Source organism: Micromonospora sp. DT44 (genome assembly GCF_049841635.1).
Classification (GTDB): domain Bacteria; phylum Actinomycetota; class Actinomycetes; order Mycobacteriales; family Micromonosporaceae; genus Micromonospora.
The window spans coordinates 40,385-58,326 of record NZ_JBNCKS010000030.1 but is presented as its reverse complement, the minus strand read 5'-3'; the positions used below and the strand labels follow the sequence as shown (position 1 = coordinate 58,326).

The 17,942-nt window shown below is 72.0% G+C and carries 18 protein-coding genes; 2 read left to right on the top strand and 16 right to left on the bottom strand.

Going from position 1 to position 17,942, the window contains the following annotated elements; translation table 11 throughout:
- Positions 1-79 precede the first annotated feature (79 nt).
- From pyrF to pyrR, 9 genes are all read right to left on the bottom strand, one after another.
- Positions 80-916 carry an orotidine-5'-phosphate decarboxylase gene (pyrF, locus tag ACLQ25_RS18505; protein ID WP_425732085.1) on the bottom strand — a complete coding sequence of 279 codons (837 nt, stop codon included), beginning with the start codon at positions 914-916 and terminating at the stop codon, positions 80-82.
- A 65-nt stretch (positions 917-981) separates the two neighbouring features.
- Positions 982-2,256 carry an adenosylmethionine--8-amino-7-oxononanoate transaminase gene (locus ACLQ25_RS18500; RefSeq protein ID WP_425732084.1) on the bottom strand — a complete coding sequence of 425 codons (1,275 nt, stop codon included), beginning with the start codon at positions 2,254-2,256 and terminating at the stop codon, positions 982-984.
- On the bottom strand, positions 2,253-2,378 hold the full coding sequence (locus tag ACLQ25_RS18495; protein ID WP_425732083.1) for a hypothetical protein: 126 nt from the start codon (positions 2,376-2,378) through the stop codon (positions 2,253-2,255). Before ACLQ25_RS18495 ends, ACLQ25_RS18500 begins: the two co-directional genes overlap by 4 nt.
- Positions 2,375-3,421 carry a quinone-dependent dihydroorotate dehydrogenase gene (locus tag ACLQ25_RS18490; protein WP_425732082.1) on the bottom strand — a complete coding sequence of 349 codons (1,047 nt, stop codon included), beginning with the start codon at positions 3,419-3,421 and terminating at the stop codon, positions 2,375-2,377. Before ACLQ25_RS18490 ends, ACLQ25_RS18495 begins: the two co-directional genes overlap by 4 nt.
- A complete protein-coding gene (gene carB / locus ACLQ25_RS18485) occupies positions 3,418-6,765 on the bottom strand; it encodes a carbamoyl-phosphate synthase large subunit (protein WP_425732081.1) in 3,348 nt (1,115 codons plus the stop codon). The genes ACLQ25_RS18490 and carB overlap by 4 nt, the downstream gene beginning before the upstream one ends.
- Positions 6,758-7,909: a glutamine-hydrolyzing carbamoyl-phosphate synthase small subunit gene (gene carA / locus ACLQ25_RS18480; protein WP_425732080.1), complete on the bottom strand. Its 1,152-nt coding sequence runs from the start codon at positions 7,907-7,909 to the stop codon at positions 6,758-6,760. The genes carB and carA overlap by 8 nt, the downstream gene beginning before the upstream one ends.
- Positions 7,906-9,237, bottom strand: a complete 1,332-nt coding sequence (locus tag ACLQ25_RS18475; protein ID WP_425732079.1) for a dihydroorotase — start codon at positions 9,235-9,237, stop codon at positions 7,906-7,908. The genes carA and ACLQ25_RS18475 overlap by 4 nt, the downstream gene beginning before the upstream one ends.
- A complete protein-coding gene (locus ACLQ25_RS18470) occupies positions 9,234-10,160 on the bottom strand; it encodes an aspartate carbamoyltransferase catalytic subunit (protein ID WP_425732078.1) in 927 nt (308 codons plus the stop codon). The genes ACLQ25_RS18475 and ACLQ25_RS18470 overlap by 4 nt, the downstream gene beginning before the upstream one ends.
- Before the next feature lie 114 nt (positions 10,161-10,274).
- On the bottom strand, positions 10,275-10,859 hold the full coding sequence (gene pyrR, locus ACLQ25_RS18465; protein WP_425732077.1) for a bifunctional pyr operon transcriptional regulator/uracil phosphoribosyltransferase PyrR: 585 nt from the start codon (positions 10,857-10,859) through the stop codon (positions 10,275-10,277).
- Between the two features lie 288 nt (positions 10,860-11,147).
- Between pyrR and ACLQ25_RS18460 the strand changes: the two genes are divergently transcribed.
- On the top strand, positions 11,148-11,636 hold the full coding sequence (locus tag ACLQ25_RS18460; protein ID WP_007458348.1) for a transcriptional regulator BldD: 489 nt from the start codon (positions 11,148-11,150) through the stop codon (positions 11,634-11,636).
- An 85-nt stretch (positions 11,637-11,721) separates the two neighbouring features.
- Here ACLQ25_RS18460 and nusB read toward each other — a convergent pair whose 3' ends face one another.
- The 5 genes from nusB to ACLQ25_RS18435 are packed head-to-tail and all read right to left on the bottom strand — an operon-like array spanning position 11,722 to position 15,331.
- Entirely contained in the window at positions 11,722-12,132 is a 411-nt protein-coding gene (gene nusB, locus ACLQ25_RS18455; RefSeq protein ID WP_355243328.1) for a transcription antitermination factor NusB, read from the bottom strand.
- A 23-nt stretch (positions 12,133-12,155) separates the two neighbouring features.
- Positions 12,156-12,713 carry an elongation factor P gene (gene efp, locus ACLQ25_RS18450; protein WP_355053076.1) on the bottom strand — a complete coding sequence of 186 codons (558 nt, stop codon included), beginning with the start codon at positions 12,711-12,713 and terminating at the stop codon, positions 12,156-12,158.
- Positions 12,714-12,757: 44 nt separating this feature from the next.
- Positions 12,758-13,225 (bottom strand): type II 3-dehydroquinate dehydratase, encoded by a 468-nt coding sequence (gene aroQ / locus ACLQ25_RS18445; protein WP_425732076.1) that lies wholly within the window; start codon positions 13,223-13,225, stop codon positions 12,758-12,760.
- Positions 13,222-14,322 carry a 3-dehydroquinate synthase gene (gene aroB / locus ACLQ25_RS18440; RefSeq protein ID WP_425732075.1) on the bottom strand — a complete coding sequence of 367 codons (1,101 nt, stop codon included), beginning with the start codon at positions 14,320-14,322 and terminating at the stop codon, positions 13,222-13,224. The genes aroQ and aroB overlap by 4 nt, the downstream gene beginning before the upstream one ends.
- A gap of 10 nt (positions 14,323-14,332) precedes the next feature.
- Positions 14,333-15,331, bottom strand: a complete 999-nt coding sequence (locus tag ACLQ25_RS18435) for a helix-turn-helix transcriptional regulator (RefSeq protein ID WP_425732074.1) — start codon at positions 15,329-15,331, stop codon at positions 14,333-14,335.
- Between the two features lie 79 nt (positions 15,332-15,410).
- On the opposite strand from ACLQ25_RS18435, the gene ACLQ25_RS18430 reads away from it, so the two are divergent.
- The gene (locus ACLQ25_RS18430) at positions 15,411-16,139 is read left to right on the top strand and encodes an alpha/beta fold hydrolase (protein ID WP_425732073.1); all 729 of its coding nucleotides are present in this window, start codon (positions 15,411-15,413) and stop codon (positions 16,137-16,139) included.
- Between the two features lie 118 nt (positions 16,140-16,257).
- Here ACLQ25_RS18430 and ACLQ25_RS18425 read toward each other — a convergent pair whose 3' ends face one another.
- A complete protein-coding gene (locus ACLQ25_RS18425) occupies positions 16,258-16,761 on the bottom strand; it encodes a shikimate kinase (RefSeq protein ID WP_425732072.1) in 504 nt (167 codons plus the stop codon).
- Positions 16,761-17,939: a chorismate synthase gene (gene aroC / locus ACLQ25_RS18420; protein ID WP_425732071.1), complete on the bottom strand. Its 1,179-nt coding sequence runs from the start codon at positions 17,937-17,939 to the stop codon at positions 16,761-16,763. Before aroC ends, ACLQ25_RS18425 begins: the two co-directional genes overlap by 1 nt.
- Positions 17,940-17,942: the final 3 nt, after the last annotated feature.

The window sequence follows — 17,942 nt, the reverse complement described above, 5'->3', positions numbered from 1 at the left end:
GGGAAAACTAGCGGTCAACGGAGCTTTCGGCAACGTGGGCGCGCGATGATCATCGCAAAGTGACCGAGCCGTCAGTCAGTCACCGGGCAGCCAGAACGGCCCGACACTCGACCAGCACGCGGTCGGCGGCGGCCCGCAGGGCGTCGGTGTCCGGTCCCGCCGACAGGACCTCACGGGAGTACGACGGGAGCACCGCGGCGAGGCTGGAGCCGAAGACGGTACGCAGATCGGCGGCGCCCGCACCCTGCGCGCCGAGCCCCGGAGCGAGCAGCGGCCCCCCAACCGTGGACAGGTCATGACCGGTGTCACCGATGGTGGCCCCGACCACCAGACCGAAGCTGCCGAGAGGGTCCGCACCGCTGTTGAGCTGGGAAATCTCGTCGATCACGGTCTGCGCCACGGTGCGTCCGTCGGCCGTCCGGGCTCGCTGCACGGCCGCGCCCTCGGGGTTCGAGGTGAGGGCCAGCACGAAGACCCCGCCGCCGTGTTTGGCGGCCAACTCGAACATCGGCGCCAACGAACCTACTCCCAGGTAGGGACTGGCCGTCACCGCGTCGACATACAGAGGGCTGGATGGATCCAGGTACGCGGAGGCGTACGCGCTGACCGTTGAGCCGATGTCGCCACGCTTGACGTCGAGCAGAACGAGCGATCCGGCTTCCCGTAACTGTCGGATAGTTGACTCGAGAATCGCCACACCGCGGGATCCGAATCGCTCGAAAAAGGCCGACTGAGGCTTGACAACCGCAACCCGGTCACCGAGCGCATCCACCACGGTTCGGGTGAACCGGTCCAGACCGTCAACGTCGTCGGCGAGGCCCCAGCGGGCCAGCAGGCCGGGATGCGGGTCGATGCCCACGCAGAGCGGACCGCGCTCGGTGACGGCCCGGTGCAGCCGGGTACCGAAGCTCTCCATCGGCGTACTTCCCCTCTTGTCGTCCGGGCGGCGGGCGGCCTCCCGGGATGCTTGTCGGTTCCCGCTCAGCCGGCCGCCACGGCCGCCGCCACCCCGGCCGCGATCCGGGCCAGGTCGGCGTCGTCCGTGACGTACGGCGGCATCGTGTAGATCAGGTCGCGGAAGGGCCGCAGCCAGACGCCACGGTCGGCGGCGGCCGTGGTGGCCGCGCCGAGGTCGACGTCGTGGTCGAGCTGGACCACGCCGATCGCCCCGAGCACCCGCACGTCGGCCACGCCCGCCACGGCGCGCAGCGGCTCCAGGCCGGCGCGCAGGCCCGCGCCGATCCGGGACACCTGCGCCGCCCAGTCGCCCGCCCGTAGCAACCCGATGGAGGCGTTGGCGACCGCGCAGGCCAGCGGGTTGCCCATGAACGTCGGACCGTGCGCCAGGACGCCGTCAGCGGAGATCCCACGGGCGATCTCCGGGGTGCACAGCGCCGCGGCCAGGGTCAGGTAGCCCCCGGTGAGCGCCTTGCCCACGCACATCACGTCCGGGGACACCCCGGCGTGCTCGGCGGCGAACATCGTGCCGGTCCGGCCGAACCCGGTCGCGATCTCGTCGAAGACCAGCAGCACCCCGTGCGCGCGGGTCACCTCGCGCAGCACCCGCAGGTAACCCGGATGGTGAAAGCGCATCCCACCCGCGCCCTGCACCACCGGTTCCACGATGACCGCGGCCAGTTCGTGGGCGTGCCGCTCGACGGCGTCCACCAACGCCGCCACGTACGCCTCGTCCGGCGGATCGGCGAAGCCGCCCGGCGGGACCGGGGCGAAGACCTGCCGGGGCAGCACGTCACCCCAGAGGTGGTGCATCCCGCCCTCCGGGTCGCAGACGCTCATCGGATGGAATGTGTCGCCGTGGTACCCGCCCCGCCAGGTGGCCAGCCGACGCCGTTCCGGCCGGCCGACCGCCCGCTGGTACTGCAGGCACATCTTCACGGCCACCTCGACGCTGACCGACCCGGAGTCGGCCAGGAACACGTGCTCCAACCCCTCCGGGGCCAGCTCGACCAGCGTCCGCGCGAGTCGCACGGCCGGCTCGTGGGTGAGCCCGCCGAACATCACGTGGCTCATCCGCCCGAGCTGGTCGGTCACGGCCGCGTCCAGCACCGGGTGCCGGTAGCCGTGGACCGCCGCCCACCAGGACGACATCCCGTCCACCAACTCCCGGCCGTCGGCAAGGGTCAGCCGTACCCCCTCGGCGCTGCGGACCACGAACGGCGCGTTCGCCGGCGGCAGCGTGGCGTACGGATGCCAGACGTGCGCGCGGTCGACGGCCAGGATCTCCTCGGGTGTCACGCGTACTCCTCGTGTGCCTGAAGCCGGCCGGACGACGGACGTCGCGCGGCCGGGTGGAACCGCTCCGCCGGCCCCGCCCCGACCCCGTACCGCAGGGCGGGCACCGGGCCGGGGACGGTCACCGGCCGGCGACCGGATCCGGCGTCGCCGCCGTGGCGCTCGCGCGGGCCGCCGTCCGGACCAGGGCGGGGCCCCGGTAGATGAAGCCCGTGTAGAGCTGCACCAGGGCGGCGCCGGCGTCGAACATCCGGGTGGCGTCGTCCGGGTCGAGCACGCCGCCGACCCCGACGATGGGCAGCCGGCCGCCGGTCTCGCGGTGCACGAAGGCCACCACGTCCCGGGCACGGCCGGTCAGCGGCCGACCGGACAGGCCGCCGGCCTGTGCGCCACGGTCGGTGTCCACGGCGGCGAGCCCGTCGCGGGCCAGTGTGGTGTTGGTGGCGATCACCCCGGCGGCGCCCCGGGCCAGGCAGACCTCCAGCAACTCGGCGATCGCCGCCTCGGTCAGGTCCGGCGCGATCTTCACCAGCACCGGCTTCTCCCCCACCAGCGCGCCGAGCAGCGCGTCCAGGTGGGCACGGTCCTGCAACGACCGCAGGCCTGGTGTGTTCGGCGACGACACGTTCACCGCGAAGTAGTCACCGTGCCCACGCAGCGCCCGGTACGAGGCCAGGTAGTCCTCGACCGCCTCGTCGAGCGGAGTCACCTTCGACTTGCCCAGCGAGATGCCCAACGGCACGCCGAGTGGACGGGGCAACGCCGCCAGCCGGGCGGCCAACGCCTCGGCGCCGGCGTTGTTGAAGCCCATCCGGTTGACCACCGCCTCGCTGGCCGGCAGCCGGAACAGCCGGGGCCGCGGATTGCCCGGCTGGGCGTGCGCGGTGACCGTGCCGACCTCCACGAAGCCGAAGCCGAGCGCCGGCCAGGCCGGCAGCGCGGCGCCGTCCTTGTCCATGCCGGCAGCCAGCCCGACCGGGTTGGGGAACCGCACGCCGAAGACCGTGCGCGGCGCCCCGACGGCGTACCGGGCCCGCAGCGCGGCCAGGGCGGCGGGACGCCGCGACAGTGCGGCCAACCGCCGCAGCGTCCACTCGTGCGCCGTCTCGGCGTCCCCGCCGCCGAGCCGGAACAACCCGGGCCGGACGACCCGCTCGAACAGCGTCACTGCGCCGCCCGGAGGGTGGCGTGCAGATCCTGCAACGGTCGCACCCGCATGTCGCCCCGGATACGTGCCTCGATCCCCATCACGGCCGCGGCGGCACCGGGGACCGTGGTGATGCAGGGGATGTCGGCGGTGACGGCGGCGCTGCGGATCTCGTAACCGTCGGAGCGGGCACTCGCGCCCGAGCCCTGCGGCGTGTTGATCACCAGCGCCACGTGGCCGCCGAGGATCAGCGACACGGCGTCGTCGCCCTCGCCGGCCTGGTAGTGCTTGCGGATCTGCTCGCAGGCGATGCCGTGCCGGCGCAGCACCTCGGCGGTACCGGCCGTCGCCACGATCTCGAAGCCCAGGTCGGCCAACCGCTTGATCGGGAAGATCATGCCGCGCTTGTCCCGGTTGGCCACCGACACGAAGATCTTCCCGGCGGTCGGCAACGACCCGTACGCGGCCGACTGGCTCTTGGCGAAGGCGTGCCCGAAGTTGGTGTCGATGCCCATCACCTCACCCGTCGACTTCATCTCCGGGCCGAGCAGCGAGTCGATTCCCTTGCCGGCGCGGGTACGGAAGCGCTTGAACGGCAGCACCGCCTCCTTGACCGCGATCGGCGCGTCGGCGGGCATCGTCCCACCGTCCCCCGTCGCCGGGAGCAGACCCTCGGCACGCAGCTCGGCGATGGTCGCGCCCAGCGCGATCCGGGCCGCCGCCTTGGCCAGCGGCACCGCCGTCGCCTTCGAGACGAACGGAACCGTCCGCGACGCGCGCGGGTTGGCCTCCAGCACGTAGAGCACGTCGTCCTTGAGCGCGTACTGCACGTTGAGCAGACCACGGACGCCGACACCCCGGGCGATGGCCTCGGTGTACCGGCGGACCTCGGCCAGGTGCGAGCCCGCCAGGGTGATCGGCGGCAACGCGCAGGACGAGTCTCCGGAGTGGATACCGGCCTCTTCGATGTGCTCCATCACGCCGCCGATGTAGACCTCGCCGTCGGCGTCGCACAGGGCGTCCACGTCGATCTCGATGGCGTCGTCGAGGAACCGGTCCACCAGCACCGGGTGGTCGCCGGAGATGTCGGTGGCCCGACCGATGTAGTCACGCAGCGTCGGGTCGTCGTACACGATCTCCATGCCGCGCCCACCGAGCACGTAGGACGGACGGACCAGCACCGGGTAGCCGATCTCGTCGGCGATCGTCTTGGCCTCGTCGTACGAGGTGGCCATGCCGTGTGCCGGCGCGCGCAGCCCGGCGCGGGCCAGAACGGCACCGAACGCGCCCCGCTCCTCGGCCAGGTGGATCGACTCCGGCGAGGTGCCGACCACCGGCACGCCGGCGTCCTTGAGCCGCTGCGCCAACCCCAGCGGGGTCTGCCCGCCAAGCTGCACGACCACACCGACCACGCCCGGGCCGCCGGCCGCGCGGCCGGAGGAGTCCTCCGCGTGCCAGGCCTCCAGGACGTCCTCGAAGGTCAGCGGCTCGAAGTAGAGCCGGTCGGCGGTGTCGTAATCGGTCGACACCGTCTCCGGGTTGCAGTTGACCATCACGGTCTCGTAGCCGGCCGCCCGCAGCGCCTGCACGGCGTGCACACACGAGTAGTCGAACTCGATGCCCTGCCCGATCCGGTTCGGGCCGGAGCCCAGGATCAGCACCTTCGGCCGGTCCGACGGCACGACCTCGGTCTCGAAGTCGTACGACGAGTAGTGGTAGGGCGTGCTGGCCTCGAACTCGGCCGCGCAGGTGTCGACGGTCTTGTAGACCGGGCGGACGTCGAGGCGGTGCCGCAGGGTGCGTACGCCGTCCTCGGCCGCCAGCTCCGGACGCAGCGCGGCGAGCTGCCGGTCGGAGAGCCCGGCCCGCTTGGCACGGCGCAGCAGCTCGGCGTCGAGCACCGGCGCGTCGACGATCTCGGTCCGCAGCTCGATCAGCGCCGCGATCTGGTCCAGGAACCAGGGGTCGATTCCGCCGGACGCCTCGCTCACCTCGCTGATCGACGCGCCGAGACGCAGCGCCCGCTCCACGGTGTAGAGCCGGCCGTCGTGCGGGATACGCAGCGCGGCGAGGGTGTCCGCCAGGGTGGTGCCCGCCGGATCCGGAGTGGTCCAGAAGCCGACCGCCTTGGTCTCCATCGACCGCATGGCCTTGTTCAGCGCCTCGCTGAAGTTGCGCCCGAGACTCATGGCCTCGCCCACCGACTTCATGGTGGTGGTCAGCTCCGGGTCCGCGCCGGGGAACTTCTCGAACGCAAACCGGGGGATCTTCACCACCACGTAGTCCAGGGTCGGCTCGAACGCCGCCGGGGTCTTCAGCGTGATGTCGTTGGGGATCTCGTCGAGCGTGTAGCCGATGGCCAGCTTCGCGGCGATCTTCGCGATCGGGAAACCGGTCGCCTTGGAGGCCAGCGCCGAGGAGCGCGACACCCGGGGGTTCATCTCGATCACGACGATCCGGCCGTCGACCGGGTTGACCGCGAACTGGATGTTGCAGCCGCCGGTGTCCACCCCGACCTCGCGCAGCACGGCGATGCCCAGGTCACGAAGGTGCTGGTACTCCCGGTCGGTGAGCGTCATGGCCGGGGCGACGGTGACGCTGTCGCCGGTGTGCACGCCCATCGGGTCGATGTTCTCGATGGAGCAGACCACCACCACGTTGTCGTGCCGGTCGCGCATCAGCTCGAGCTCGTACTCCTTCCAGCCGAGCACACTCTCCTCGATCAGGACCTCGTGCACCGGGCTGGCGGCCAGGCCGTCGCCGGCGATGCGGGCCAGGTCCTCCGGGGTGTGCGCCATGCCGGAGCCCAGGCCGCCCATCGTGAACGACGGCCGGATCACCACCGGCAGGCCCAGCTCGGCGACGGTCGCCTCGACCTCGTCCATCGAGTGGCACACCCGGGAGCGGGGCACCAGCGTGGCCGGGTCCTCGATGCCGAGGCGGACGCCGGCCTTCGCGACGATCTCCTTGAACAGCTGGCGGTCCTCGCCCCGGTTGATGGCGTCGATGTTCGCGCCGATCAGCTCGACGCCGTACTTCTCCAGAACGCCGTTGGAGTGCAGGGCGACGGCGGTGTTCAGCGCGGTCTGCCCGCCGAGGGTCGCCAGGATCGCGTCCGGGCGCTCCTTGGCGATGACCAGCTCGACGAACTCCGGGGTGATGGGCTCGACGTAGGTCGCGTCGGCGAACTCCGGGTCGGTCATGATCGTGGCCGGGTTGGAGTTGACCAGGCTGACCCGGATCCCCTCGCTGCGCAGCACCCGGCACGCCTGCGTACCGGAGTAGTCGAACTCGCAGGCCTGCCCGATGACGATCGGCCCGGAGCCGATGACGAGGATGTGCTTGAGGTCGGTCCGCTTAGGCATTCTTACCGCCTTCGATCAGCTCGGCGAAACGGTCGAAGAGGTAGTCCGCGTCGTGTGGACCGGCCGCCGCCTCCGGGTGGTACTGGACGGTGAAGGCGGGCACGTCCACGGCCCGCAGCCCTTCGACCACGTTGTCGTTGAGGCAGACGTGCGACACCCGCACGCCACCGAAGTCGGTGTCGATCACCTGGTCGGGGACCACCGCGCCGGCACCCACGCCCACGCCCGGCACCTCGACCGCGAAGCCGTGGTTGTGGCTGGTCACCTCGACCTTGCCGGTGGCCCGGTCGAGCACCGGCTGGTTGATTCCCCGGTGGCCGTAGCCCAGCTTGTAGGTGCCGAAACCGAGCGCCCGACCGAGGATCTGGCTGCCGAAGCAGATACCGAACAGCGGCACCTGCCGCCGCAGCGCCTCCCGGGCCACCGCCACCGGACCGTCGGCCGTGGCCGGGTCGCCGGGTCCGGGCGACAGGAAGACAGCGTCGGCGCCGGCGGCGAGCAGGTCCTCGATGCTCGACGAGGCCGGCAGCACGTGGGTGGTCACCCCGCGCGCGGCGAGCCGGCGCGGCACGTTGCGCTTGATGCCCAGATCGAGCGCGGCCACCGTGAACCGGTGCTCGCCGATCGCGTCGACGACGTACGGCTGGGGAGTGGTCACCTCGGCGGACAGGTCCGCGCCGACCATCTGGGCTGACTGCCGGACCCGGGCCAGCAGGCTCTGCGGGTCCTTCTCGACGCTGGAGATGCCCACCCGCATGGCGCCCCGATCGCGCAGGTGCCGGGTCAGCGCCCGGGTGTCCACCCCGCTGATGCCCACCACGCCCTCGGTGGCGAGGCGGTCCTCGAGACCTCCGGTGGCCCGCCAGTTCGAGCCGATCCGGGCCGGGTCGCGGACCACGTACCCGGCCACCCAGATCCGGCCGGACTCGTCGTCCTCGCCGTTGACGCCGGTGTTGCCGATGTGCGGGGCGGTCTGCACGACCACCTGACGGTGATAGGACGGGTCGGTCAGCGTCTCCTGGTAACCGGTCATGCCGGTGGTGAAGACCGCCTCGCCGAAGGTCTCCCCGACGCTGCCGTACGCCTCACCGGGGAACGTGCGCCCGTCCTCGAGCACGAGAATCGCGGAACGTCTACGCGTCACTTGATTGCCTTTCCGTCCAGGACCGTCGGCTCGCCGCGCAGGAAGGTCGCCACGATGCGACCCGGCAGCGTCATGCGGGCGTACGGGGTGTTGCGGCTGCGGCTGGCCAGCTCCGCCGGCTCGATGGTGCGGCGGGCGGCCGGGTCGACCAGGGTCAGGGTGGCCGGGACGCCGGGCGCCGGATCGACGCCGTGCCCGGTCAGTCCCGCGATCCGGGCGGGGACGCGGGACATCCGCTCGGCGATCAGGTCCCACTCGGGACCGAGCACGTCAAGCGCGATGGACAGCGCCGTCTCCAGGCCGAGCATCCCCGGCCGGGCGTACGCCCACTCGCACTCCTTGTCCTCCACGGCGTGCGGGGCGTGGTCGGTGGCGATGATGTCGATCACGCCGTCGGCGAGCGCGGCGCGCAGCGCGGCGACGTCGGCGGCCGTACGCAACGGCGGGTTGACCTTGAAGACCGGGTCGTAACTCTCCGCTGGAGTCCAACTGTTCCCGAGTGCGGGGCTCGCAAGCTCACTCCTCCCGCTCACGGCCTCGTCGGTGAGCAGCAGGTGGTGCGGGGTGACCTCGGCGGTGACGCGCACCCCGCGGGCCTTGGCCTGGCGCAGCACCTCGACGCTGCCGGCGGTGGAGACGTGGCAGACGTGCAGTCGGCTGCCCACGTGCTCGGCGAGCAGCACGTCCCGGGCGATGATCGCCTCCTCGGCGACCGCCGGCCAGCCGATCAGCCCGAGCCGGGTGGAGACCTCACCCTCGTGCATCTGGGCGCCCTCGGTGAGGCGGGGCTCCTCGGCGTGCTGGGCGATGATCCCGTCGAACGCCTTGACGTACTCCAGGGCGCGGCGCATCAGCAACGGGTCGGCGACGCAGTGCCCGTCGTCGGAGAAGATCCGTACCCGGGCGGCGGAGTCGGCCATCGCCCCCAACTCGGCGAGGCGCTCGCCGGCCAGCCCGACGGTGACCGCCCCGATCGGCTGCACGTCGACCATCCCGGCCTCCCGGCCGAGCCGCCAGACCTGCTCGACCACGCCGGCGGTGTCCGCGACCGGCGACGTGTTGGCCATCGCGCAGACCGCCGTGTAACCGCCCAGCGCCGCCGCCCGGGACCCGGACTCGACCGTCTCGGCGTCCTCCCGGCCGGGCTCGCGCAGGTGAGTGTGCAGGTCGACCAGGCCGGGCAGGGCCACCAGGCCGGTTCCGTCGATGACGGTGGCGTCCGGCGCGGACAGCCCCGGACCGACCTCGGCGACGACGCCGTCGCGGATCAGCAGATCGGTCGGCGCGGCGCCGACGATGCTCACGCTGGTGATGAGGTACGCGGTCACCGGTTGTTCCCTCCGAGCAGCAGGTACAGAACAGCCATCCGGACGGAGACCCCGTTGGTGACCTGTTCGACGATGGTGGAGCGGGGTGAGTCGGCGACCTCGGGGGTGATCTCCATCCCGCGGTTCATCGGACCGGGGTGCATGACGATCGCGTGCTCGGGCAGGCGACGCATCCGGGGACCGTCCAGCCCGTAGCGGCGGGCGTACTCGCGGGCGGAGGGGAAGTAGGAATCCCGCATCCGCTCCCGCTGCACCCGCAGCATCATCACCGCGTCCACATTCGGCAGCACCGCGTCGAGGTCGTACGACACGTCGATGCCCGGGGCGAGCGCTCCGGCGATGTCGACGGGGATGAGGGTGGGCGGGCCGACCAGGGTGACCTTCGCGCCGAGGGTCGACAGGAGCAGCACGTTGGAGCGGGCCACCCGGGAGTGCAGCACGTCCCCGACCACCGCGACCGACAGGCCGGCGAGCCGGCCCAGCCGGGACCGCATGGTGTACGCGTCGAGCAGCGCCTGGGTCGGGTGCTCGTGGGTGCCGTCGCCGGCGTTCACGACCGACCCGTCCACCCAGTTGGCCAGCCGGTGCGGGGCGCCGGAGGCGGGGTGTCGTACGACGACCGCGTCCGCGCCCATCGCCTGCAGGGTCAGCGCCGTGTCCTTCAGGCTCTCGCCCTTGGCGACACTGGACCCCTTGGCGGAAAAGTTGATCACATCGGCGCTCAGTCGCTTCGCCGCCGCCTCGAACGAGATCCGGGTCCGGGTGGAGTCCTCGTAGAAGAGGTTCACCACCGTCCGGCCGCGCAGCGCGGGCAGCTTCTTGATCTCCCGGCCGGCGACGGTGGCCATCTCGGCGGCGGTGTCCAGGATCTCGGTGGCGGTGTCGGCGTCCAGGTCCGCGCCGGAGAGCAGGTGCTTGATCACTGTGCCTGCCTTTCGTTCGCGACTGCGGGGCTCCGCTGCGCTGCACTCCTCGCGCTCACTGGGCTTGCCTTTCGTTCACGACTGCGGGGCTCCGCTGCGCTGCACTCCTCGCGCTCACAGGGGGGCCACCCCGAAGAGCTTGACCTCGTCCGTTCCGTCGGTCTCGGCGAGTGTCACCTTGACGCTCTCGGCGAGCGCGGTAGGGATGTTCTTGCCGACGTAGTCGGCGCGGATCGGCAGCTCGCGGTGGCCGCGGTCGACCAGCACGGCGAGTTGCACGGACGCCGGGCGGCCGACGTCGTTGAGCGCGTCGAGCGCGGCCCGCACGGTGCGGCCGGAGAAGAGCACGTCGTCGACGAGGATCACCCTCTGACCGTCGATGCCGCCGCTGGGCACCTGGGTGGGGCCGATCGCGCGGGTGGCGTGCCGGCGCAGGTCGTCGCGGTAGAGCGTGATGTCGAGCACACCGACCGGGACGACGACGTCTTCGAAGGTGCTGATCCGGGCGGCGAGTCGCCGCGCGAGGGGGACGCCGCGGGTGGGAATCCCGAGCAGCACGGTGTCGGCCGCGCCCTGGGTCTTCTCCAGGATCTGGTGGGCGATGCGGTCAACCACCCGCTGTACGTCGGCGCTGGCGAGGATCACCTTCACCGAGGGTTGTCGCGGTGGTGACGGGCGGGCAGCCGGTGGGGACGCCACGGCGGACCTCCTTCCCCGCCTCACGGGACGGGTCGTTAAAGGATGTCGGGCACCTCCGGCCGGGGAGCGCGAGCTGACCTGGCCGGGGCTTCACGCCACGTTACCAGTGGTCACCGCGCCGACCGACAGCGGCCGCTGACCATCGGATCAGATCCAGGAAACACCGATGACCCCTCGGCCCGCCCCAACGGTAAGGTCACGACCACTTGACCAGGTGTCCCATTCCCCGTACCGTCACGCTCCGTAGCGATCGACGGGAGAACCCCGAGCAGCACTGGGAGTGTCCGAATGCCCTCTGAATACGCCAAATCTCTGGGCGCCCGCCTGCGCTCCATCCGCCAGCAGCAGGGCCTCTCCCTGCAGGGTGTGGAGGAGAAGTCGAACGGGCGGTGGAAGGCCGTGGTGGTCGGCTCGTACGAGCGTGGCGACCGGGCCGTGACGGTGTCCCGTCTGGCCGAGCTGGCCGAGTTCTACCGTGTCCCCGTTTCGGAGCTGCTGCCCGACGGCAGCGGTGTCCGGCACGAGCCCACGAGCAAGATCGTCCTGGACCTGGAGCGGCTCTACGACGAGGCCTCCGAGGACCTGGCCTACGTCGCCCGCTACGCCCGCGCGATCCAGCAGCAGCGCGGTGACTACAACGGCCGGGTGCTCTCCATCCGCGCCGACGACCTCCGGGCGCTCGCCATCGTCTACGACGCCTCACCGTCGGGTCTGATCGAGCGGCTCACCGAGCACGGCGTGCTGGTGGCCGACCCCCGGGCGTTCTTCGCCTCCTGAGCTGTCGCTTCACTGATCTGCCGTTCGACGAGAAGGGCCCGTGCCGCTGGCCCGGGCCCTTCTCGTTCGCGGTGCTCGCGTCGGCTCAGCGGGTGGCGTACTCGGCGATGCGGCCGAGCACACCGTTGAGGAAGCGCGGCGAATCATCGGTCGACATCTGCCGGGCCAGCTCGACCGCCTCGCTGATCGCTACCGCATCGTCGATCTCGTCGACGTAGAGCAACTCGTAGACGGCGATCCGGGCCAGGTTGCGGTCGACCACCGGCATCCGGTCGAGGGTCCAGCCCTCGGCGTAGCTGGCGATCAGCTCATCGATCCGATCCAGGTGCTCGGCGACCCCCTCGACCAACCCCACGGCGTAGCCAAGGTGCTCCGGCCGGGGCTGTTCGATGCGCTGCAGGTAACCGGCCAGGACCTCGACCGGCGGACGATCCCGCAGATCGGCCTCGTACAAGACGTCCAGCGCCCGCTTGCGCGCCTTGCGGCGCGCCGGCATCTGCTGCTTGGGACCCTCAGCCATCAGGCGCGGCCGAGGTAACGGCCGTCGCGGGTGTCGACCTTGATCTTCTCACCGGTGGTGATGAACAGCGGAACCGGCACGGTGGCGCCGGTCTCGACGGTCGCCGGCTTGGTGCCACCGGTCGAGCGGTCACCCTGCAGACCCGGCTCGGTGTAGGTGACCTCGAGCACGACGCTGGTGGGCAGCTCGATGTAGAGCGGCACATCCTCGTGGGTGGCGACGGTCGCCTCCGCCTCGGGCAGCAGGTAGTTGGCTGCCTCCCCGACGGTGCCGCCGGGCACGGTGATCTGGTCGAAGGTCTCCAGATCCATGAAGACGAAGTCCTCGCCGTCGGCGTACAGGTACTGCATCGTGCGCTTGTCCACGGTCGCGGTCTCGACCTTGGTGCCCGCGTTGAAGGTCTTGTCGACCACCTTCCCGGACAGCACGTTCTTCAGCGTGGTGCGGACGAACGCACCACCCTTACCGGGCTTGACGTGCTGGAACTCGACGACGGACCAGAGCTCGCCGTCAAGGTTGAGTACCAGGCCGTTTTTGAGGTCGTTGGTGGAGGCCATTTCCTGCCTTGATCATCAATTGGCGGACAGACCTCACGAGTCTACTAGCTGCCGCGAATCGGCCGCCCGCCGCTTCCGGCGGCATCCGCACGGTCGGCCAGATGGTGCAGCGCGAGACGATAGCCGTCAATGCCGAGACCACAGATCACCCCGGTCGCCACGGCGGAGATCACCGAGTGGTGCCGGAACTCCTCGCGGGTGTGGATGTTGGAGATGTGCACCTCCACCAGCGGCCCGCGCAGCATGGCGCAGGCGTCGCGCACCGCGTACGAGTAGTGCGACCAGGCGGCCGGGTTGAGCACCACGGCGGCGCCCTCGTCGGCGGCGTCGTGCAGCCAACCGAGCAGCTCGTGCTCGGCGTCGGTCTGCCGGACCGTGACGTCGAGTCCCAGCTCCCGACCCGTGGCCTCGCACAGCGCGACGAGGTCGGCGTAGGTGGTCGAGCCGTACACGGCGGGCTCCCGGGTGCCCAGTCGACCCAGGTTCGGCCCGTTCAACACGTACACCCTCATGGGGTGCTTTCTTTCGATCGGGTGGTGGCCAGCTCGCGGTAGGCGGCTTCGAGCAGGGCGTCGTCCGGGCCCTCCAGCATCGCCGGGCGGGCCAGCCCGTCCAACACCACGAACCGCAGCCGGGCGCCCCGGGCCTTCTTGTCCACCCGCATCGTGGCCAGCAGCCGCGGCCAGGCCTCGGCCGGATAGCTCACCGGCAGGCCGAGCGCCGTCAGGGTGCTCCGGTGCCGGTCGGCGGTCGGGGCGTCCAGTCGGCCGGCGAGCCGGGCCAGCGTGGCCGCGTAGACCAGGCCGACCGCGACCGCGTGACCGTGTCGCCAGCGGTAGCCCTCGTTCTGCTCGATCGCGTGCGCCAGGGTGTGGCCGTAGTTGAGCACCTCCCGCAGACCCGACTCCCGCAGGTCGCCGGCGACGACGTCGGCCTTGACCCGGATGGCCCGCTCGATCAGCTCCCGGGTGACCGGCCCGCGCGGATCGGTGGCCGCCACGGGGTCACGCTCGACGAGATCCAGGATCACCGGGTCGGCGATGAACCCGCACTTGACCACCTCGGCCAACCCGGCCGCGAGGTCGACGGCGGGCAGGCTGTCGAGGGTGGCCAGGTCGGCGAGCACACCGACCGGTGGGTGAAACGCGCCCACCAGGTTCTTGCCGGCGGCGGTGTTGATCCCCGTCTTGCCGCCCACGGCCGCGTCCACCATGCCCAGCAGGGAGGTCGCGACCGGCACCCAACGCACCCCGCGCAGCCAGCAGGCCGCGACGAACCCGGCCAGGTCGGTCACCGCGCCGCCGCCGACCCCGACCACCGCGTCGGTACGGGTGAAACCGGCCGCGCCGAGCCGGTCCCAGCAGGCGGCCGCCGCGTCGATGTGCTTGCCCGACTCCGCGTCGGGCACCTCGATCGGCAGCGGGTCGACGCCCGCCGCGCGCAGCCGTTCACCGAGCGCGTCGGCCAGGGCCTTGAGTGGGGGCGTGTGCAGCACCGCCGCCCGGGTCGCGCCGGGCAGCAGCCCGGGCAGCGCGCCCAGCAGGTCGCGTCCGACCAGCACGTCGTACGGTCGTTCGCCGCCGACCGGAATCCGGGTCACCTCGTCCATCGCCGGCAGCCTAGTCCAGCGGACGGCGTGGCGAGGGCGTCTGTCCACCTGCTGGCCGGGCGGCCCATTCGGCCAGCAGACGGGCGTGCTCGGCCACGGCGGTGCGCAACGCGTCCGGGTGGCGCACGGTGAACGGGCAGCCCAGGCCGGAGAGCAGCGCGGCCATGCCGGGCAGGCTCTCGGCCCGCGCCCGCAGCAGCACACCGTCGCCGCGGGCGGTCAGCTCGGCCACACTGCTCGGTATCCGCCGCCGGGCGGCGACCAGATCGGTCTCCAGCAGCACCTCGACCTCGTGCCGATACGGCACACCGGCCAGCGACCGGGTCAGCCACGCCACCGCGTCGAAGCCGTCCGGCACTGTGAACGTCTCCGCGCCGGGAGTGACGGCGCCGATCCGGTCCAGTCGAAACGTGCGCACCTCGCCGCGCCGGTGGTCGTGGCCGGTGACGTACCAGCGGCCGGCGTGGAAGACCAGCCCGTACGGGTCGAGGTCACGATGCGACCGCTCACCGCGCCACGAGCGGTAGTCCAGGCTCACCCGCTGCCGCCGCCGAGCGGCCGTGGCCAGAGTCAGCAGGGTGCCCGACGCCGGTCGCGCCTCGGGCTCGGGCCGCCGCAGTGTGAACCCGAGGTGCTCCCGCACTGCGGTCAGCCGGTCGGCGAGCGCCGCCGGCAGCACCCGGCCGATCTTCGCCGCCGCGGTCGCCGTGGCCGGCAGTTCGGTGGCCAGCCCGACCCGCTCGGCGACGACCAGGCCGAGCAGCACGGCCACCGCCTCGTCGTCGGTGAGCATCAGCGGCGGCAGCTTGTACCCGGGATGCAGCCGGTAGCCGCCGTGGCGGCCCCGGTCGGCGAGCACCGGGATGCCCAGCTCGACCAGGGTGGCCGCATAGCGGCGCACGGTCCGTTCGTCCACACCGAGCCGGCTCGCGAGGTCGCCGGCCGTCGCCCGGTGCCGGGCCTGGAGCAGCTCGAGCAGGGCCAGCACCCGACCGGCGGGATGAGACACGGGCCACTCCTTCAAACCGGGCGGATCCTGTCCGGTTTCGATCGTACGGTCGGTCGGTAGCCGAGAGAAGGAGTGATTGATGGCGACGTTCGTACTGGTGCCGGGCTTCTGGTTGGGTGGATGGGCGTGGCGGGAGGTGACCGGCCTGCTGCGTGCGCAGGGCCACGAGGTGTACCCGGTGACGCTCACCGGCCTGGCCGAGCGTGCCCATCTGGCCGGGCCGCAGGTGAGCCTGGAGACGCACACCACCGACATCGTGCGGCTTATCGAGGTCGAAGACCTGCGCGACGTCCTGCTGGTGGGGCACTCCGGCGGCGGCATGCCGGTCGCCCAGGCGGCGGACCGGATCCCGGACCGGATCGCCCGGGTGGTCTACGTGGAGAGTGGCCCGCTGCCGGACGGTACGGCGCAGTTCGACACCGTGCCGCCGGAGGAGCAGCAGCGGCTGCGCGCTTTGATCGGCGACGGTGACCTGCTGCCGCCGCCGGCCTGGGACGCGGCGGCCGACTCGACCAACCTGGCCGGGCTGGACGAGTCGACGCTGTCCCTCCTGCGTGAGCGCTCCACCGCACAGCCCTTGCGGACGGCGACCGATCCGGTACGCCGCACGGGTGGCCGCCCGGTGCCGACCGCGCTGGTCGCGAGCACCTTCCCGCTGGCCGTGGTGCGCCAGATGATCGGCGAGGGGCACCCGTTCTTCACCGGCCTGGCCGACGGCCAGCTGCACGAGCTGCCCACCGGGCACTGGCCGATGCTCAGCGAGCCGAAGGCGCTGGCCGACATCCTCGACCTGATCGCCCGAGCCTGACACCGCGCCGATCTTGCGATTGTGGTCGTCGAGATACCGGAAATGCCCCGGTACGTCGGCGCAGCAACTGCACGATCGCGCGGAGGGGCGTGGGCAAGGCGGGGCGGCCCGGGCGGCGTCAGCGCGGAAGCAGGGCGGCGACCTCGGCGACCACCGTCGCCGGGGTGCGGCCGTCGGTGACCACCGTGTCGGTCGCCACCTCGGCGTACAGCGGCTTGCGCTGGTCCATGAGGTGCTTGAGGGTGGCTCGCGGGTTGATCGCCAGCAGCGGCCGGCCCGCGCCGAGCCCCACCCGCTTCACCGCGTCGGGCAGCTCCACCGACAGGTGGACGACCCGATGCCCCACCAGGGCGGCCCGGGTCTCCTCGGCCAGGACGGCGCCGCCACCCAGGGCGAGCACACCCGTGCCGGATGCGAGCGCCGCCGCCACGGCCGCCCTTTCCAGGGCCCGGAAATGCTCCTCCCCCTCGTCGATGAAGATCTCCGGGATGCTCTTGCCGGCCAACTGTTCGATGTCGGCGTCGGTGTCCCGGAACTCCACGCCGAGGGAGGCGGCGAGCGCCTGCCCCACGGTGGTCTTGCCGCAGCCGGGCACCCCGACCAGGACGACGACCGGCGCCATCAGCGGATGACCAGCGCGTCGAGGTAGCCGGCCACGTTGCGGCGGATCTCGGCGACCGAGTCGCCACCGAACTTCTCGGTGGCCGCCTCAGCCAGGACGAGGGCCACCATCGCCTCGGCGACGATCGCGGCGGCGGGCACGGCGCAGACGTCGGAGCGCTGGTTGATGGCGGTCGCCGGCTCGCCGGTGACGACATCCACGGTGGCCAGCGCCCGGTTGAGCGACGAGATCGGCTTCATGGCGGCGCGCACCCGCAGCGGCTCGCCGGTGGTGATGCCACCCTCCAGCCCTCCGGCCCGGTCGGTGACGCGGCGGACGCCGGTGGCCGACGGGATGATCTCGTCGTGCGCCTCGGAGCCACGGGAGCGTGCCTGCTGCCACCCGTCGCCGATCTCGACGCCCTTGATCGCCTGGATGGACATCAGCGCGGTGGCCAGTCGGGCGTCGAGCTTGCGGTCCCACTGCACGTGACTGCCCAGGCCCGGCGGCACCCCGTACGCCAGCACCTCCACCACGCCGCCGAGCGTGTCGGCGGCCTTCTTCGCGGCGTCGACCTCGGCGACCATCAGGGCGCTGGCGTCCGGGTCGAGGCAGCGCAGCGGGTCGGCATCGATGCGGTCGGCGTCCTGCGGGGTCGGACGCAGCCCGGGCTTCGCGGCCACCGGACCCAACTCGACCACGTGCGAGACGATCTCGATGCCGAGCGCCTGCCGGATCAACGCCTTGGCGACCGTGCCGACGGCCACCCGGGCGGCGGTCTCCCGGGCGCTGGCGCGCTCCAGGATCGGGCGCGCGTCGGTGTGGCCGTACTTCTGCATGCCGGCCAGGTCGGCGTGGCCGGGCCGGGGGCGGGTCAGCGGCGCGTTGCGGGCCTGCCGGGCCAGTTCATCGGGATCGACGGGATCGGCGGCCATCACCGTCTGCCACTTGGGCCACTCGGAGTTGCCGACCCGGATCGCCACCGGGCTGCCCAGCGTGAGGCCGTGCCGCAGTCCGCCGATCACCTCGACCTCGTCCTGCTCGAACGACATCCGGGCACCACGGCCATAGCCCAGCCGGCGGCGGGCCAGCTCGCCCGCGATCTCGGCGGTGCTCACCTCGATGCCCGCCGGCACCCCCTCCAGCAGCGCGACGAGGGCGGGGCCGTGCGATTCACCTGCAGTCAACCAGCGCAACACAGC

What these genes read in the sequence shown, in the direction of transcription:
- pyrF (WP_425732085.1), bottom strand. Translation starts at nt 916, where the DNA reads ATGGAGAGCTTCGGTACCCGGCTGCACCGGGCCGTCACCGAGCGCGGT.
- carB (WP_425732081.1), bottom strand. Translation starts at nt 6,765, where the DNA reads ATGCCTAAGCGGACCGACCTCAAGCACATCCTCGTCATCGGCTCCGGG.
- ACLQ25_RS18460 (WP_007458348.1), top strand. Translation starts at nt 11,148, where the DNA reads ATGCCCTCTGAATACGCCAAATCTCTGGGCGCCCGCCTGCGCTCCATC.
- nusB (WP_355243328.1), bottom strand. Translation starts at nt 12,132, where the DNA reads ATGCCGGCGCGCCGCAAGGCGCGCAAGCGGGCGCTGGACGTCTTGTAC.
- efp (WP_355053076.1), bottom strand. Translation starts at nt 12,713, where the DNA reads ATGGCCTCCACCAACGACCTCAAAAACGGCCTGGTACTCAACCTTGAC.
- aroQ (WP_425732076.1), bottom strand. Translation starts at nt 13,225, where the DNA reads ATGAGGGTGTACGTGTTGAACGGGCCGAACCTGGGTCGACTGGGCACC.
- aroB (WP_425732075.1), bottom strand. Translation starts at nt 14,322, where the DNA reads ATGGACGAGGTGACCCGGATTCCGGTCGGCGGCGAACGACCGTACGAC.
- ACLQ25_RS18430 (WP_425732073.1), top strand. Translation starts at nt 15,411, where the DNA reads ATGGCGACGTTCGTACTGGTGCCGGGCTTCTGGTTGGGTGGATGGGCG.
- ACLQ25_RS18425 (WP_425732072.1), bottom strand. Translation starts at nt 16,761, where the DNA reads ATGGCGCCGGTCGTCGTCCTGGTCGGGGTGCCCGGCTGCGGCAAGACC.